The organism is Pseudomonas sp. MC6, from assembly GCF_054790575.1.
Window position 1 is genome coordinate 5,039,629 of record NZ_CP186504.1, and the last position, 17,126, is coordinate 5,056,754.

Below are 17,126 nucleotides of genomic sequence, written 5' to 3' on the forward strand. Positions count from 1 at the left end.
GTTTATGCAAACGCACTTAGATTAAATCTCTATCCCTCGACCGACACCAGCGCGCCGGTGATACTCCAAATGCTTTTTTGAAATGCTTGGTCATGTGGCTTTGATCAAAAAAACCTGCCTCTACCGAAGCTTCCACCAGCGATTTACCCGCAAAAATCGCCGCTTTGACTCGGTCCAAACGTCGCATCGTCAGATAGCGGTGGGGGCTTGTGCCGAAATAAACCCGATAGTCTTTGGATAAACTCCACTTGTCCCGACCGGTGCAATCAGCCAGGTCATCCAGGCTGACCGGTTGCTGAAGATTATCGTTCATATACTCCCGCGCTCTGTCGGCCGCCGTAAAGCAATTGGCACCGGTAGCGGCACGCTCGCCACATATGGCTTGCAGCGTGGTGAAGAGTTGAAATATAGCGTCGTCCTCCTCTAGCGGATCGAGCGGATCATCCAACGCGGAAAGTATGTTGTCAGTTGCAGCGGCAAACCGGGGATCACTGGAGATGCCTCCTTTCAGGAAGGGCAAAGGTTTACCGTGCAGCACCTGCTGAGCTAACTCCGGAGTGATATACAGCATTCGATAACGGAAGCCCGAATCGCTGCCGGCATGGCCGTCGTGTTCTTCATCTGGGTGCAGGACCAAGGTTTCCCCTGGCAGGCTATTCCGATTCTCCCCGCGATAGCGAAAACTTTGCACGCCCGAAAGTGTCCGGCCAATGGCATATGTGTCATGCCGATGAGGGTCAAAACCATGTGCGCTAAAAAAAGCTTCCAACCGCTCGAGTTTTGATGTGTGAGGCGAATGTCGTACCCAATCCTTCGGAGATGGAAGCTCAATCATGGCCGAACTACCTGGCTTTTGAAGATTCCTGACATAGTGCTGATCCTTAGCGAGATGGTCTAACGTTTGACAATTGGCAGGATAATAAGCATGCCCAGCTTTCAAGAAGCTAGCACTGTGCTCTGATTTTTTGAAGAGCCACCTGCTCTCCAGCACAGAACTTTCATCTAAGGTATGAGTACTATAGATCCAGTCGTGTTACGACTTTCCAACAACGTGTGTGCTCGCTCGGCTTCCGCAAGCGACAGGGTTGCGCCCACTTGAACCTTCATCCCCTCTCGCAAACACTGGAAAAATTCCTCCGCATAGCTTTGCAGTACTGCTGAATCGCTGATGTAGTCGAACAATATGGGGCGGCTGACTGTTAGTGATCCCGCGCGTGCCAGTTGCGCTAGTGCCACGTTTTCAACGGGCCCTGATGAATTGCCAAAACTGATGATATGCCCGCAGGAAGCTGTGGCATTCAGCGAGGCTTGCCAGGTAGAACGCCCGACTGAGTCGTAGACAAATGGCACCCCCTTTCCGCCGGTTAGCCGCCTTGTCTGGTCGGCGATGTCATCTCCAGCAAGCAGGGTCGTCCACGCTCCCGCCGAGCGCGCCAACTCAGCCTTGGCTTGCGTTGAAACAACGCCGATCAGGCGAATACCTTTGCGCTTGGCGTATTGGCAGGCCAGCAAGCCCACGCCACCGGCTGCGGCATGAAAAAGAACCGTATCCCCGCTTTTCGGCTGACTGACCCGATTGAACAAGCAAATCGTGGTAAGACCCTTTAGCAAGCCGCCGGCGGCGGTTACGTAGCTGATATCGTCCGGCAGGTGAACAAGTCGGCTTTGATCCACCCAGTGTTGTGTTGCATAGGCGCCCAGCGAAGATTGTACGTAAGCAACCCTGTCACCAATCCGGAATCGCGTCACATCGTCTGCACATTCAATCACCGTACCAGCGCCCTCGGTGCCCAACCCTGAGGGCAACGCAGGAGGAGGGTACAGTCCGGAGCGGAAGTAGGTGTCGATAAAATTCACACCAATCGCGTGATTGTGGATTCTCACTTGTCCCGGTCCCAACGCATTGACCGCCATAGACTGGTACTCAATCACGGAAGGTGATCCGTGGGAACGAAAGATCACTTGTAGTGTGTCGTCAGTTTTCATTTGAGTGCCGAGCAAGTCAGGTAAATGGAAAAGGAGAGTAGAGACAGCCCGATCAGTTTGGGCACCCAGAGTTGCATGGCATGGCTTGGAGCTGTCCGTACGACCTGCCCCAACCAGGCCCAGGCGAATCCAATCGGCACGACGATCAGGACGAAGGACAGCAGCGCCCAACTGTAGAGCTGCGCAGTACCATAAACTTCTCGCGGAAACACCACAGAGGCAAATAACAGTGCCTTGGGATTGAGCAACGTTGCCGTCAGCAATGATCTGGAGCTTACTGCCGGTCGGCGGGACTCGCTTGCCAGCAGCTTCGTCGAGGCAATGCGCACAGCCAGATAAGCCAGATAGGCCGCGCACAGTAACTTCACTGCTGTACCGATGCCCGGATACCGTGCGGACAATGCTATGAGTACAAACCCCCAAGCGCTGATTGCAATGCTGTAGCCAAATGCTTCGGTGGCGATCAGAGGCAAAGTTTTGGCTGGGCCACAGGTATAACCGGATGTCATTAGCAAGGTGTTGGTAGGGCCAGGCATCATCAAAATCAACGATGCACCTGTGGTGACGTTGAGAAACACGTTAATGAAATCCATTTCAAAGGCGATCCAGTCGAGTTACAAGGCGATAAAATCTCGCAGGCTGTCTATTACTTCCGGCAGGTTCTGACGAACGAAAAAGTGATCACCAGGGAACACTTGGTGGAAACAATTCTCCGTGGTCTTGCTAGACCATGCCTTCAAACCGGAGATCGGGACAGAAGGGTCGGCATCGCCGCCGATCGCGAGAACGGGTATTGAAACCGGGTCAGCGTCAGCAAGATTTATGCTTTCAGAAAGACTGAAGTCGCTACGCAAGGTCCTCAGGGCAATCGCACGCAAACCCGGATTAGCCGCCACTTCGTGGGGAAGACCTCCGAGCCCCATGATGTACTCCATGAACTGCTCGTCGTTCATGGTTGATGAACACAATCGATGTGCGGCAGCTGCTGAGCTCGCACATGCCGTAAGCGAAACTATCCGCGCATTGGGATAGAGAGAATCGCAGTAGGTAGCGAATTTATGCGCGATGCCAGCACCCAGGCTGTAGCCAAACAGGTGCAAAGGCAGCTCGAACAGATCGCTGGCAGCGTGGACCAATGGCGGCAAAAGATCATTGATATCCGTGATGAACGGCTCGCCAAAACGTGCTTCCCGTCCTGGCAGCTGGATAGCGCAAACTTCAATTTGCGGGCCCAGCATCGCTTGCCAGTCTCTATAGAACGAGGCGCTGCCGCCGCCGAACGGAAAACACAGCAATCGACTGCGAGCTGCCGGTTGGACAGTTCTCTGCAGCCATCTGGTCGAGGGTGGGTTACGCATCGTTCGCCTCGACCGGCCGTTCGAAATAGTCGTTGCCATTAGCGGTGAACCAGTCGCGGCGTGGTGGCGTAAACACATCAAGGTCGATCGTGTCCTCAAGGCACTCCGCTGCGTGCGGTACATTGGCTGGAAAGTGCAGAACGTCCCCCGCACACAATGTTGTGCTCTGCTCCATATCCAGCCCGTGTGTGAAGCGGATTTTGCCCTTGAGGATATAAGTCATCTGTTCGTTGGGATGACTGTGATGCTTAACGACGGCGCCAGCCTTCATCGTCAGCTTGACCATCATCAGCTCATCACCGCTGACGATCTGCCGGACTATCAAGTCGCCCAATTGCTCTCTCGGGACGGTATCCCAATTGATCACTGGCTGTTGCTTGTGCATGTCAGAGTCCTTGCGTGTGAGCGTAGAAGTCGTAGAGCATGAAAGCCGCACAGATCGCCAGAGCGATACCCATCAGCCGATTGAAGAAGTTGAAGTAAGACTCTTTGGTGATGCGCTTGCCAAGAACAGCGCCCAGCAGCGAATAGATACCGGGGGCTCCTGCGCCGCCCAGTGCGATCATGGTTGATACCACCGCGATACTGGCACCGGTGACATGGGCAGCCGGGAACATCACCGTGGTGATGGGCAGAACCACCATCATCCCTTTTGGATTCAACGCCTGGATCAAGAAGCCGTTCCAGAATGTAAGTGGTTTGTCCGGCGACTGCGTCTCTTCGGTCTTGCCCGGCAGAACCACTTTTGAGGTAAAGACTTTGAACGCCAGGTACAAGGTATAAAGCCCACCGATGAGCGCCAGGTATGGCAGTACGGAGCGAGAAATCAGCGCCTCGCCGGTGTAACCAAAAATAAGGAATAACGCGAACATCGCGCAGCCTACGCCGATGAAGAATCCGACCGTGCGACGAAACTGCCCCGTGAGTCCGGCATTCAGGCCCATCACATTGACCGGACCGGGGCTGTACATGACGCTGAACGCGTAGAGGAAGATTTCCATGTCGTGATCTCCTGTTTCAGGCCGATTTGAGGCCAAATGTTGAAAGAATCGAGGTGTAGGCAGACTGGTCGACTACTTCATCGTTAGCGACCATCTGCTTCTGCCATTGGTAAAAGGTCCGGAAGGCCGAGACCGGATCGCCTTGGGTTAGCGCGGTAGTCACTTGAGCAGGCGGCAATGCACCGTTCTCTCCCAAACGAGCTGAAAGCTTCTGACAACCATTGAGGAAACTGTCGATCTGGTCGATCAAAGCCTTGCGGATCACTAGCACCTTCTCGGGTTCTTCCCCAACCAAAAGCGCAAGGTCTACCGCTGGATCGCCTTCACTGCGGCTACCGGCATACTCGACGGACTCAAGCAGCGTCAGAGGAACAAATGCCTCTAATCCACCCAAATCGAAGATCAGCCCGGCAAGCACACCAATATTCTTCTTCTGTATTGCCGCGTCGACTTGCAGATGATCCGGGCGATGCGCGACCGTGGTCACCGCTGCCTGAAAACTCGGACTGAAATCCACCCGAACGGGTAATCCTTGGGTAGATTCCTGATGGAATGTCCCGTGTTGAGGGCTCCAGTACAGTTCTGCCCTCTCTGGCGAAGTTTGCTCAATACGAGCAATCACTTCGCCAGGGATGCGTTTATCTTCGTGCAACCGAGCGCTACCCTTGCGCAGAAGCACGTTGATTGTGTCGTTGTGGACTTGCGCCGCAGGCTTGCTATCAAGCCAACCGGTGCGGATGGCGAAACCAGCTTTGAGCACAGGAGGGGTCGGCATCGAGTGCTCGTCCACTTGCGCATCGAGAGAGAGGGCGAACCGAATCGGCAGGCCGACCTGCTTGGCGAACTCAAGATCAGTCTTGTTGTGAGCAGGGTTAACCAGTACGGCACCCGTACCGAAGTCGGGCTTGACCCAGTCCGCGACCCACACGGACATCAGGTCGCCAGTTAACGGATTACGGACATAGGCACCGGTGAAATAGTTGTCGGCATCGGGGCGTTCGGACAATCGACGTGTGAACCAGTGATATTTGTGTACGGCGATGGCGCAGGCTGCTGTGCAGGAGCTCCAGTCCGTGACGAATACATCGATGGACTCTGGCGAATCGAAAAGCTTCAACGAACAGATCGCGCCCTGGGATTGACGCACGCTCTTTCGAATCCGCGAGACAATTTTTTCCGACCAGAATGGAATCTGTGTCGAGATTTGCACCGTGGCATCGCTGGATGGACCATAGAATGCCTCGAATGAACCATCTTCGAGTGTGTTGAAGTGCACTTGACCATTTTCCAGCAGCCGGTTCAGGTGCAAGCCCGCCTCGATCTTATCGGCAGTGACCGGCGCGCATTGGGTTGCACGACTCATGAACGCGGCAAACAGCGAGCCTCGCTTGAAGGTAAGGTCAGCAGCTTCGCCAGTTTGTGGCTGCTCCAGCAATGCAAAAGTTTTCATCATTTTTTCTCCAGATAAGCCGGCCCACGCAGCTGACGCAGGCCGGCCCAGGCTTAGGCCGTTTGCTCGGTCAGCGTTGGTTGGATGGCCTTACTCAGTTTGATAACCGAGGAGTTTCGGAACAGTGACTCCATGTTGATGTGAACTTTCAGATCCTCATGCAGTTGGCGTTGGATCTCGGCCATCATCAGGGAATGGCCTCCGACGTCGAAGAAGTCCTCATCCATTTCCAGTTGCGGGTAGTTCAGGACTTCTGAGCAGATCTTGTGAATAGCATTCAGCATGGGGTTTTCTCCTCTGCCGGAGAGAATGAGAACTCTTGGCCGCGGTTGTTGGCATTGCGAATTTTGTTGTGGTCGTAGGTGTCCTCACCGGATACGAGCACCGTCGCGTAGTCAGCGAGGTCGAATGTTTCGCCATGCGCGTTATAGCTCTTCAGATCTGGATAGACGCGGACATGGGTCGGAACATAGCGGCCGGAAATAGCCAGACGGGTCTGCCGTTCGGTGGTGTTGTCGTGAGAAGCGTGTGCGCAGGACGCCGTAAAAATCACGCACTCGCCAGCTTGCAGTTCCATATCTACCGGGTTTGCACTTTCAGGGTCCCAGGATGGGTCGACCTTGAATTCGGAAAAGTCGTAACCGAAGAAACCGGTGTCCGTCTGGGTGTGCTGGTATTCACCGTTACGCCCCGTGGAGACGCTTTTCTTCTCATCGTAGTAATACTTTTTATGCGAACCCGGCAGGAAGCGCATGCAGGCCGTTTCCTTGGTAGCGGGCGTGAACGCGGTCCATACCGTCAGATCGATGTAGGCGTTCCAGTCTGTCTGAGTCGGGACAATCAGTGGGTTGCCATCGGTATAGCTGTAATCGCGAACCTGGTGCCATTCAGTACCTCGCCCGCCTGGAAATTTGGCGAACCATTCCGAACGCCAGCACAGCAGATCGGCCCCCAGAATGCCGCGAAGGTACTTCAGAATCGTTGGGTGCATGATGTGACGGGACAGTTCGGGAATATCGAAATGTCGGTCGTAGTTCATGTTGTTGTCATAAAGAATGTGCGAACGATCATGGTTTGCAGCGCGTAATGCGCGCAGGATTTCTGCCGCTTCATCCGGTTCGTACAGTTTGATCGGACCGATGAAGCCATTTTTTTCGAAGAACTCGATATCCTTCTGAATGTCATCAGTGATTACTGCGCTCGCAGGTAATCCAGTCGTTGCCGAAATTTTTTGGTCCATCTGGCTCATGTGTTGCTTCCTTTTTTGGATGTTGCGTACGCTTGGTTCAGGCCAGGTTCAAAAGAGCCTGGCGATCAATCTTGCCGTTCTGGGTCAAGGGAAACTGTTTGCAGGCCACATAGCGGCGTGGATGCATATGGCGGGGCAGGAGATTCCCGAGCCGATGACCGATATCGCGGATCGGTGGAAGTTCGCCCGCGGTCGCCACGAAGGCAGTGAGCTCCGGATCCTGGCCGGGTACGGCTTGAGTGTTCAGGACAATCGCGTCCTCGGCAGCTGGCAAGGCGTTGCGAACCCCGTTCTCGATCTCGGACAGATTCACCAGCATGCCTCGGATCTTGATTTGGTTATCCCGTCGACCCAGGCAGATAGACTTGTGCTCAGACAGGCGCCGAGCGTAGTCACCGGTGAAGTACGCCCGCTGTACAACGCCATCAATGGATATTTCCCGGAAGCGCTCTGCCTGCAGAGGGAGGTTGTTCAGATAGCCTCGGCCGACCCCCATGCCGGAGATAACGATCTGGCCGATATCGCCGACCGACACAGGCCGATCTTCGTCATCAAGTATGTCGACCCGGCAATTACCGACAGGGCTTCCCATTGGAATACCTTCGGCCAGATAGGACTCGTAGTCGGACATCGAATAGGACGTGGCAACATCGGTACACTCGGCAACGCCGTACTGATGGATCAGGTTGCATGCTGAACCTTTTTTCCGCGCCCACTCCATTACCCGGGCTGTAGCCAGTGCTTCGCCGCCGATGAACAGATGCCGTAGTGTGGCGAGACGATCACCCGCCTGTCCGGCCTGGATGATCAGATAGAGCGAACTTGGAGCCAGGTGAATACTGCCAATCCGGTGACGCTCAATGAGGTCGACAATCTCATACCCATCGAATACAGCACTGCTGGTTAGCGAAATCGCCGCCCCGCAGTACAGAGGTGTCACGAGGCTGCGCTGGGAAATATCGAACCCGAACGCCGACACCAGGATGCCGTTGGCTTCGCGGTCAAGGCGGTATTCATCCACATGCCAACTGATCAGGTTCGCCCAACTGCGATGGGTGATTGCTACCGCTTTGGGAATACCGGTGGTGCCCGACGTGAATACGGTGTAGCAAAGATCGTCTTCACGGGCAGACGAAACTACCGCAGTGGCTGTCGGAGCTGCTGCCAAGTCTTTACGCAATGACTCGATTTCGATGACTGCAATCGGCAGATCCTGCAGCAGATCAGCGGCATTTTCGGAGGTGAAGATAAGTTTGAGATTCGCCAACTGTTGAATCATCAATGTCAGTCGGGCAGCCGGATTGGCGATATCCAGCGGCACATAGGCAGCACCGCTTTTAAGAATGCCAATGATGCAAACCAGGGTCGACACAGAGGGCTGAAGAAATATTCCGACCAGATCTCCCGCCTGAATTCCTTGCTCACCAAGATAGGAAGCCAAAGCGCTGGATTCGCGATCAAGTTGGGCATAATTCAATGTTTCATATGCACTTCGTACAGCAATCGCATCAGGCGTTTCATTCGCCCAATACGTTACTTTTTCATGAATCATGGGCGCGCGAGGGCCCTGCTTATCATTAACAGACATCGACTTATTTCCTGAAGTGGCGTCAGTTGGCAGTAGAAAGTTTGGCCGCGGTCTCGATGATGATGTCTTCCTGTCCAGCCACTAACTTGCGTTGCCCCAACAATTGATAGAGGCGAAATTCATCCACGCTGAACTGTTCCGCTGCGCGTCTTATATGCGGCGCAAAACCAGAGAACAGCCCATAAATGCCACTAGCGATATTGGCAGCGCCAATGTGCGGCGTCAGGCAATCGAGATATTGTTCCGAAGTGCGAGCTAGTCCGGCGACAGCCTCGAAGGAACACTGAGTCCGATACCCCAAGCGATTCAACACGGCGATCAGGGTCTCCAGTTGCGTATTACCGGCACCCGCTCCAAAGCCCTTGATGCAAGCATCCAGCAGTTCAGCACCTTCCTCGACTGCAGCAATTGAGTTGGCAACTGCCATGCCGAGATTGTTGTGTGCATGGAAGCCAAGCTTGGTGTCGGTTAACCGCTGGATAGCCTGAATTCGCCAACGCACGTCGTCAGGCGTCAGGTGACCTGCACTGTCCATCAGAATGACCGCATCGGCGCCGTAGCCAGCCATGAGTGACGCCTGCTCAGCCAGTAACTCAGGCTCAGCCATATGAGTCATCATCAAGACGCCGTATACGGTTTTGCCTTGATTCTTGACCGACTCGATGTAGGGAGCAGTGATGTTGGCTTCCGTGCAGTGGCTGGCTATACGGAAAACATCTACACCGACGTCGATAGCCATCTCAAGATCTGTCGATTTGCCCAGCCCAGGGATGAAGTGGATACCCAAACGTCCGTTTTGAATGGCCGATCTGGCAATTTCGAGCATTTCTCGATCATCGACGCAACTGATACCCAGAAGTGCCGAAGAACCGCCAAGTCCGTTGCCGTGGTCGACCTCGATAATATCGATGCCTGCAGCGTCGGCCTGCGCTGCATATCGGTGAATCTGTTCTTTTGAAAGCTGGTGCCGGACAGCATGATTGCCATCACGCAAGGTGCAATCGGTAATGGTGATCATGCGGCGTTACGCTCCCAACAGGCAGAGTGGAATTCGGCTACGGCAATCGCGGCGCAGTTGATGATGTCCAGGTTGCCTGCGTAGGCGGGAAGGTAGTCACCGCTACCCCGTACCGTCACACTCATGGTCAAGTGGCCTTTCGACTCGATAGGTTCCAGAACCATCTGATAGCCAGGTACATATTGTTGAACACGGGCAACCATCTGCCGAACGCTCGCCCGCACCTTCTCGATGCATTCGTAGCGGCCTTTGGCGAATACCGTCGTCTGCATGTCGATGCCAGGTTTAGCCGGGTTGATATTCAGAACCGCTTTGGTCGAGCCCGCACCGCTAAAGTGTCGTAATGCCTGCTCGGTGGTCAAAATGTACTGATTAATGTTTTCCCGAGTCGCCAGACCGGCGCTGTCCGATGCGATGGTCGAAGCAACCTCGATGTACTCCAGAGATTCGAACGATTGAGCAATCGCAAAGGCCAACGGAATACTTGCCTGTCCGCCACACGTAACCAGATTCACGTTGCGCTCATTGGCGATGCTGTCGAGGTTGATCGATGGCACACAGATCGAGCCAATCTTGGCCGGGGTCATGTCAATCGCCAGGAGGTTAGCCTTGCGAAATACCTGATCGTTAATCCTGTGTGATTGAGCAGATGTCGCGTCAAAAACAATATCGAGCTCATTGGCGTGTTGCGCCAGAAACTCAATTCCATCGGACGACGTAGCAATGCCCAACTCACGGGCTCTAGCCAAACCTTCGCTATTGGAACTGCGTCCTATCACCATTCTGAGATCCAGATGGTGAGAGCGCATCGCCTTGTACATCAAATCGATTCCTATACTTCCCGATCCGATTATTGCTGCGCGTTTGCGAGGTATTACTGATTCCATTTTTGCTGCCTCCAGACCTGACATCCATCCCCGTTACCTCGCTTGGGACTCTATTTCCGAGAGCCCCGAACCCGTTTAGAGACCTTAAGCCAGCGACCTAGAGCGTTGCTTGTACGTTCTTGGGTAGATGAGGAAATAGAAACAATTTATTGCCGAGTTCACTGACTGGCTTAGAAGCGAAGTGTCAGGACAGGTAACTGGATGAGGCGGGAATCTTGGACGAGGAGCGCTTTTTTCCCACAAAAAAAGGCCAACCCACAGGGGTTGGCCTTTTTTATCGGGGCAACGAAAGCAACTGATCGTGAAATACAGTCGCTTCCGGGATCCTGCAACCGGATCAGAAATCCAGGTTCGAAACCGCCAGCGCATTGCTCTCGATGAAATCACGGCGAGGTTCGACCGCATCACCCATCAGGGTGTTGAAGATCTGGTCTGCGCCAATGGCGTCTTCGATGGTGACTTTCAGCATGCGGCGCACGCTTGGGTCCATGGTGGTTTCCCAAAGCTGATCCGGGTTCATTTCGCCCAGACCTTTGTATCGCTGAATGGTGTGGCGCTTGGTGCTTTCTGCCATCAGCCAGTCGAGTGCTTCCTTGAACTCAGTGACCGCTTTCTTGCGCTCGCCACGCTGGATGTACGCGCCTTCGTCGAGCAGGGTGCTCAGTTGAGCACCGAGGGTGACGACGGTCTTGTAGTCGTTGCTGCCGAAAAAGTCGCGGTTGAAGGTGACGTAGTTTGACAGGCCATGGGAGATCAGTTCGACCTCTGGCAGCCAAACGCCACGTTCACGGTCTTCACGCAGGCTGGCCTTGTAAACCAGACCGGACTTTTCCACGGTGCGCAGACGCGCTTCGTACTGAGCCAGCCACTCTTGCATCGCTGCGTGGTCGCCAAGCTTTTCCAGGCTCACGGCCGGCAGGTAGATGAAGTGCTCGGTCAGCTCCTGCGGGTACAGGCGCGACAGACGCTTGAGGGTCTTCATCACCATGCGGAAGTCGTTCACCAGACGCTCAAGCGCTTCACCGGAAATGCCCGGGGCTTCTTCGTTCAGGTGCAGGCTCGCATCTTCCAGGGCCGACTGCGTCATGTACTCTTCCATGGCGTCGTCGTCTTTGATGTATTGCTCTTGCTTGCCTTTCTTGACCTTGTACAGCGGCGGCTGGGCGATGTAGATATAGCCGCGCTCGATCAGCTCCGGCAACTGACGGAAGAAGAAGGTCAGCAACAGGGTACGGATGTGCGAACCGTCGACGTCAGCATCGGTCATGATGATGATGTTGTGATAGCGCAGCTTGTCGATGTTGTATTCGTCGCGACCGATACCGCATCCCAGTGCTGTAATCAAGGTGCCCACTTCCTGGGAAGAGATCATCTTGTCGAAACGGGCTTTCTCGACGTTGAGGATCTTGCCCTTCAACGGCAGGATCGCCTGGGTCTTGCGGTTACGTCCCTGCTTGGCAGAGCCGCCCGCAGAGTCACCTTCCACGAGGTAAAGTTCGGACAGTGCCGGGTCTTTTTCCTGGCAGTCAGCGAGCTTGCCTGGCAGGCCGGCGATGTCCAGCGCGCCTTTGCGGCGGGTCATCTCACGAGCTTTGCGCGCCGCTTCACGGGCACGGGCGGCATCGATCATCTTGCCGACAACCAGCTTGGCTTCGTTCGGGTTTTCCAGGAGGAAGTCGGAGAAGTACTTGCCCATCTCCTGCTCGACCGCGGTCTTCACTTCGGAAGACACCAGCTTGTCTTTGGTCTGCGAGCTGAACTTCGGATCCGGCACTTTTACCGAGATGATCGCGGTCAGGCCTTCACGGGCATCATCACCGGTGGTGGCGACTTTATGCTTCTTCGCCAGACCTTCCTGCTCGATGTAGTTGTTTAGGTTACGCGTCAGTGCCGAACGGAAGCCCACCAGGTGAGTGCCGCCGTCGCGCTGAGGAATGTTGTTGGTGAAGCACAACAGGTTCTCGTTGAAGCTGTCGTTCCACTGCAGGGCGATTTCCACGCCGATGCCGTCTTCACGCTGGATGTTGAAGTGGAACACCTGGTTGACCGCAGTCTTGTTGGTATTCAGGTATTCAACGAACGCACGCAGACCGCCTTCGTACTTGAACAGCTCTTCCTTGCCGCTGCGCTCATCCTTGAGGACGATGCCGACACCGGAGTTGAGGAAGGACAGTTCACGAATACGCTTGGCCAGGATGTCCCAGCTGAAATGAATGTTCTTGAAGGTTTCGCTGGAAGCCTTGAAGTGGATCTGGGTACCGGTGGTTTCGCTGTCGCCAACGATGGCCATCGGCGCCTGAGGTACGCCATGGACGTAAGTCTGTTCCCAGATCTTGCCGCTGCGGCGAACGGTCAGTACCAGCTCTTCGGACAGTGCGTTCACTACCGACACACCCACACCGTGCAGACCGCCGGAAACTTTGTAGGAGTTGTCGTCGAACTTACCGCCAGCGTGGAGGACAGTCATGATGACCTCGGCGGCGGAAACGCCTTCCTCTTTGTGCACGTCTACCGGGATGCCACGGCCGTTGTCTTTAACGGTGATGGACTCATCCGGGTGGATGATGATGCTGATGTCGTCGCAGTGGCCGGCGAGGGCTTCGTCGATCGAGTTGTCGACCACCTCGAACACCATGTGGTGCAGACCGCTGCCATCATCGGTGTCGCCAATGTACATACCGGGACGTTTGCGTACGGCATCCAGGCCTTTCAGCACTTTAATGCTCGTTGAGTCGTACGTATTTTCTTCGCTCAATGCCTTCACTCCCGATGGTCGTGGGTCTGGGTGATACGGCCCTGTTCCACGTGGAACAGAGCGACTGGCGTTTCCGTCTGCCAGCCTTCCCTCAATAATTCGTGATCTACACAGGTGATGAACACCTGGCAGCGTAAGTCTTCCAGCAAGCGGCACAGCGCGCGACGGTGGCCCTCGTCCAGCTCGGACGGCAAATCATCCACCAGATAAATACACTGACCGCGGCGGGCCTGGCTGACCAGATGCCCTTGGGCAATCCGCAGTGCACAGACCACCAACTTCTGCTGACCCCGGGACAAAATGTCCGCGGCATTGTGCGCGCCCAATCTAAGACGCAAATCAGCCCGTTGCGGTCCGGCCTGGGTATGACCCATTTGCTGATCCCGTTGTACGGAACCAGCCAGTACGGCGCTCAATTCCCGGTCTTTGTCCCAGCCTCGGTAATAGCTGAGCGTCAAACCTTCGAGCTCAACCAGTTCGCTCAAGGTTTGTTCAAAGACTGGTTTCAAGGCTTTGATGTAAGCGCGGCGGTATTCATCGATTTCAGCGCTGGCCTGGCACAGTTCCCTGTCCCAAACCGCTTGCGAAACGGCGTCAAGTGTACCATGCCGCAGCCATGAGTTTCTCTGGCGCAAGGCCTTCTGCAAACGCTGCCAGGTGGCCATGAAGCGCGGCTCGACGTGGAACACGCCCCAGTCGAGAAACTGCCGACGAATCTTCGGCGCGCCTTCGAGCAGACGGAAGCTGTCGGGGTTGATCAACTGCAGCGGCAGGATCTCCGCCAGTTGCGCAGCACTACGGGCGTTCTGGCCGTCGATGCGGATCTGGAACTCACCCTGACGATCGCGCGAGATGCCCAAAGCGCTATGCCCACCCTCGGCCAATTCGACCTGACCGAACACGGTACAGGCAAGTTGCTCATACTGGATGACCGGCAACAGCCGCGTGCTACGAAACGAACGGGCAAGCCCCAGCAGATGAATGGCTTCCAGAACACTGGTTTTGCCGCTGCCGTTAGCGCCGTAAAGAATGTTGATGCGGGGGGAGGGGGAGAAGGTCACCGGGTGCAGATTGCGCACCGCGGTGACCGAAACACGACTTAAGGACATCCAGGGTCAGCTGATTACAGACGCATCGGCATGACAACGTAAGCCGAATCGTCGTTGTCGGACTCTTGCACCAGCGCACTGCTGTTGGAGTCGGACAGGATCAGACGAACCTGCTCGGTAGTCATCACGCCCAGCACGTCGAGCAAGTAGCTCACGTTGAAGCCGATTTCCAGCGAGCCGCCGTTGTATTCAACGCCCACTTCTTCTTCCGCTTCTTCCTGCTCCGGGTTGTTGGCCTGGATCTTCAACTGACCACTGGCCAGCTGCAGACGGATACCACGGTACTTCTCGTTGGACAGAATCGCGGTACGGCTGAATGCTTCACGAAGAGCCTGACGATCGCCCAGTACCAGCTTGTCGCCGCCCTTTGGCAGAACGCGCTCGTAGTCCGGGAACTTGCCGTCGACCAGTTTCGAGGTGAAGGTGAATTCGCCGGTAGTGGCGCGGATGTGGTGCTGGCCCAATACGATACTGACATTGCCGTCCGGCTCGGTGAGCAGACGTGCCAGTTCGAGAATACCTTTGCGCGGCACGATCACCTGATGGCGATCCGGCTGGCCGATATCGGCTTTCATCGAGCACATGGCCAGACGGTGACCGTCGGTGGCCACGGCGCGGATGATGCCTTCGGACACCTCCAGCAGCATGCCGTTGAGGTAGTAACGCACGTCCTGCTGAGCCATGGCGAAGCTGGTGCGTTCGATCAGGCGACGCAGTTTGCTTTGCTCCAGGCTGCAGGTCAGCGAGCCCGGACCTTCTTCAACGGTCGGGAAATCGTTGGCTGGCAGGGTCGACAGGGTGAAGCGACTACGGCCAGCCTTTACGACCAGCTTCTGCTCGTCGACCTTGATGTCGATCAGCGCATCGTTGGGCAAGCTTTTGCAGATATCCATCAGCTTGCGCGCAGGCACGGTGATGGAACCTGTTTCAGCCGGCTCTTCAAGTTGCACACGACCGACCAGCTCGACTTCCAGGTCGGTACCGGTCAGCGACAGTTGCTGGCCTTCGACAACCAGCAGCACGTTGGAGAGTACCGGCAAGGTCTGTCGGCGCTCGACGACGCCTGCGACCAGTTGCAGGGGTTTCAACAGGGCTTCGCGTTGAATGGTGAAATGCATGGTCTAGTCCCTTGCCTTAATAAGCTGCGCTGGTGTTCATCAAGTAGTCAGTGTACGCAGCAGGTTCTTGTAGTCCTCGCGGATGTCCGCGTCGGATTCCTTAAGTTCGTTGATCTTGCGACAGGCGTGCAACACGGTGGTGTGATCGCGGCCGCCAAACACATCGCCGATTTCCGGCAGGCTGTGGTTGGTCAGTTCCTTGGACAAGGCCATGGCCACCTGACGCGGACGCGCTACCGAGCGCGAACGGCGCTTGGACAGCAAGTCCGAGATCTTGATCTTGTAGTACTCGGCGACGGTGCGCTGAATGTTATCCACAGAGACCAGTTTGTCCTGCAACGCCAACAGGTCTTTCAGGGATTCGCGAATCAGCTCGATGGTGATGTCGCGGCCCATGAAGTGCGAGTGGGCGATCACGCGTTTAAGCGCGCCTTCCAGCTCACGGACGTTGGAGCGAATGCGCTGGGCAATGAAGAACGCGGCGTCGTGCGGCAAGTCGACTTTGGCCTGGTCGGCCTTCTTCATCAAGATCGCCACGCGGGTTTCCAGTTCCGGCGGCTCGACGGCAACCGTCAGGCCCCAGCCGAAGCGGGATTTGAGGCGCTCTTCAAGGCCTTCGATTTCTTTCGGGTAGCGGTCACTGGTGAGAATGACCTGCTGGCCACCTTCAAGCAGGGCGTTGAAGGTGTGGAAAAACTCTTCTTGCGAGCGCTCTTTGCGGGCGAAGAACTGAATGTCGTCGATCAACAGAGCATCCACCGAACGGTAGAAACGCTTGAACTCATTGATCGCGTTCAGCTGCAGTGCCTTGACCATGTCGGCCACGAAACGCTCGGAATGCAGATACACGACCTTGGCATTCGGGTTCTTCTTTAACAGATGGTTACCCACCGCGTGCATCAAGTGAGTCTTACCCAAACCAACGCCACCATAAAGGAACAGTGGGTTGTAGCCGTGCTTGGGGTTGTCCGCCACTTGCCAGGCCGCCGCGCGTGCGAGCTGGTTGGATTTACCTTCGACGAAGTTTTCGAAGGTGAAGGTGCGGTTCAGGTAACTGGTGTGCTTGAGCGCGCCTTCGACCTGCACGGTGCGCTGTTCGGCGCGGACCGGGGCTTGCTGCGAAGCGGCACCGGACATCGGGTCGAAACTGTCGCGAGACGGCTCATCGCTGACTTCAGGGCTTTTCTGCGTCGAACGCTTGGCTGCCGGCGCTGGCGTCTGCGTGGGTGCCGGCGTACTCACAGGCGTGGCATTTGCCTGGGCCTGCTGGGAAACCTGCGCGGCTGCAAGCGGCGCGTTCGGTGCTGCACGCGGAGCGGAACTGCGTTTGCTGCCTATTAATAAGGAAAGCGCAGGCGCCATGCCGTTGCCGTGCTCATCCAGCAGTTCAAGGACGCGGCCCAGGTACTTTTCGTTGACCCAGTCCAGCACAAAACGGTTCGGTGCGTAGACGCGCAACTCGTCGCCTTCGGCTTCGACCTGTAGTGGACGGATCCAGGTGTTGAATTGTTGGGCAGGCAGCTCCTCGCGCAAAAGCTCCACGCACTGCTGCCAAAGTTCCACTGACACGGATATCCCCTAAGTTGAAAGCCGGTGAGGCAAAAACA

General features: G+C 55.6%; 16 protein-coding genes. All 16 read right to left on the reverse strand.

Annotated features, from left to right (window positions below; translation table 11 throughout):
* Nucleotides 1-16: 16 nt before the first annotated feature.
* Nucleotides 17-835 (reverse strand): AraC family transcriptional regulator, encoded by an 819-nt coding sequence (locus tag ACOYXE_RS22475; protein WP_174244421.1) that lies wholly within the window; start codon nucleotides 833-835, stop codon nucleotides 17-19.
* Nucleotides 836-1,002: 167 nt separating this feature from the next.
* Nucleotides 1,003-1,986 (reverse strand): quinone oxidoreductase family protein, encoded by a 984-nt coding sequence (locus tag ACOYXE_RS22480; protein ID WP_160054425.1) that lies wholly within the window; start codon nucleotides 1,984-1,986, stop codon nucleotides 1,003-1,005.
* Nucleotides 1,983-2,579 carry a LysE family translocator gene (locus tag ACOYXE_RS22485; protein ID WP_160054423.1) on the reverse strand — a complete coding sequence of 199 codons (597 nt, stop codon included), beginning with the start codon at nucleotides 2,577-2,579 and terminating at the stop codon, nucleotides 1,983-1,985. The genes ACOYXE_RS22480 and ACOYXE_RS22485 overlap by 4 nt, the downstream gene beginning before the upstream one ends.
* 21 nt (nucleotides 2,580-2,600) lie before the next feature.
* Nucleotides 2,601-3,344 carry a thioesterase II family protein gene (locus tag ACOYXE_RS22490; protein WP_460926675.1) on the reverse strand — a complete coding sequence of 248 codons (744 nt, stop codon included), beginning with the start codon at nucleotides 3,342-3,344 and terminating at the stop codon, nucleotides 2,601-2,603.
* Nucleotides 3,337-3,729: a cupin domain-containing protein gene (locus tag ACOYXE_RS22495; protein ID WP_460926676.1), complete on the reverse strand. Its 393-nt coding sequence runs from the start codon at nucleotides 3,727-3,729 to the stop codon at nucleotides 3,337-3,339. Before ACOYXE_RS22495 ends, ACOYXE_RS22490 begins: the two co-directional genes overlap by 8 nt.
* Before the next feature lies 1 nt (nucleotide 3,730).
* Nucleotides 3,731-4,345 (reverse strand): LysE family translocator, encoded by a 615-nt coding sequence (locus ACOYXE_RS22500; RefSeq protein ID WP_160054417.1) that lies wholly within the window; start codon nucleotides 4,343-4,345, stop codon nucleotides 3,731-3,733.
* 16 nt (nucleotides 4,346-4,361) lie between these two features.
* Nucleotides 4,362-5,795, reverse strand: a complete 1,434-nt coding sequence (locus ACOYXE_RS22505; RefSeq protein ID WP_160054415.1) for a class I tRNA ligase family protein — start codon at nucleotides 5,793-5,795, stop codon at nucleotides 4,362-4,364.
* 53 nt (nucleotides 5,796-5,848) lie between these two features.
* Nucleotides 5,849-6,079, reverse strand: a complete 231-nt coding sequence (locus ACOYXE_RS22510; protein WP_160054413.1) for an acyl carrier protein — start codon at nucleotides 6,077-6,079, stop codon at nucleotides 5,849-5,851.
* The gene (locus tag ACOYXE_RS22515; protein ID WP_202982144.1) at nucleotides 6,073-7,044 is read right to left on the reverse strand and encodes a chlorinating enzyme; all 972 of its coding nucleotides are present in this window, start codon (nucleotides 7,042-7,044) and stop codon (nucleotides 6,073-6,075) included. The genes ACOYXE_RS22510 and ACOYXE_RS22515 overlap by 7 nt, the downstream gene beginning before the upstream one ends.
* Nucleotides 7,045-7,081: 37 nt before the next feature.
* Nucleotides 7,082-8,632 (reverse strand): amino acid adenylation domain-containing protein, encoded by a 1,551-nt coding sequence (locus tag ACOYXE_RS22520; RefSeq protein WP_160054411.1) that lies wholly within the window; start codon nucleotides 8,630-8,632, stop codon nucleotides 7,082-7,084.
* Between the two features lie 22 nt (nucleotides 8,633-8,654).
* Nucleotides 8,655-9,650 (reverse strand): 4-hydroxy-2-oxovalerate aldolase, encoded by a 996-nt coding sequence (dmpG, locus tag ACOYXE_RS22525; RefSeq protein ID WP_460926677.1) that lies wholly within the window; start codon nucleotides 9,648-9,650, stop codon nucleotides 8,655-8,657.
* On the reverse strand, nucleotides 9,647-10,471 hold the full coding sequence (locus tag ACOYXE_RS22530) for an acetaldehyde dehydrogenase (acetylating) (RefSeq protein ID WP_238785187.1): 825 nt from the start codon (nucleotides 10,469-10,471) through the stop codon (nucleotides 9,647-9,649). Before ACOYXE_RS22530 ends, dmpG begins: the two co-directional genes overlap by 4 nt.
* A 403-nt stretch (nucleotides 10,472-10,874) precedes the next feature.
* Nucleotides 10,875-13,292 (reverse strand): DNA topoisomerase (ATP-hydrolyzing) subunit B, encoded by a 2,418-nt coding sequence (gene gyrB / locus ACOYXE_RS22535; RefSeq protein WP_007911885.1) that lies wholly within the window; start codon nucleotides 13,290-13,292, stop codon nucleotides 10,875-10,877.
* A 5-nt stretch (nucleotides 13,293-13,297) separates the two neighbouring features.
* Nucleotides 13,298-14,401 (reverse strand): DNA replication/repair protein RecF, encoded by a 1,104-nt coding sequence (recF, locus tag ACOYXE_RS22540; protein WP_038359568.1) that lies wholly within the window; start codon nucleotides 14,399-14,401, stop codon nucleotides 13,298-13,300.
* 14 nt (nucleotides 14,402-14,415) lie between these two features.
* A complete protein-coding gene (gene dnaN, locus ACOYXE_RS22545; RefSeq protein WP_007911887.1) occupies nucleotides 14,416-15,519 on the reverse strand; it encodes a DNA polymerase III subunit beta in 1,104 nt (367 codons plus the stop codon).
* 39 nt (nucleotides 15,520-15,558) lie between these two features.
* A complete protein-coding gene (dnaA, locus tag ACOYXE_RS22550; protein WP_038359566.1) occupies nucleotides 15,559-17,088 on the reverse strand; it encodes a chromosomal replication initiator protein DnaA in 1,530 nt (509 codons plus the stop codon).
* Between the last annotated feature and the right edge of the window lie 38 nt (nucleotides 17,089-17,126).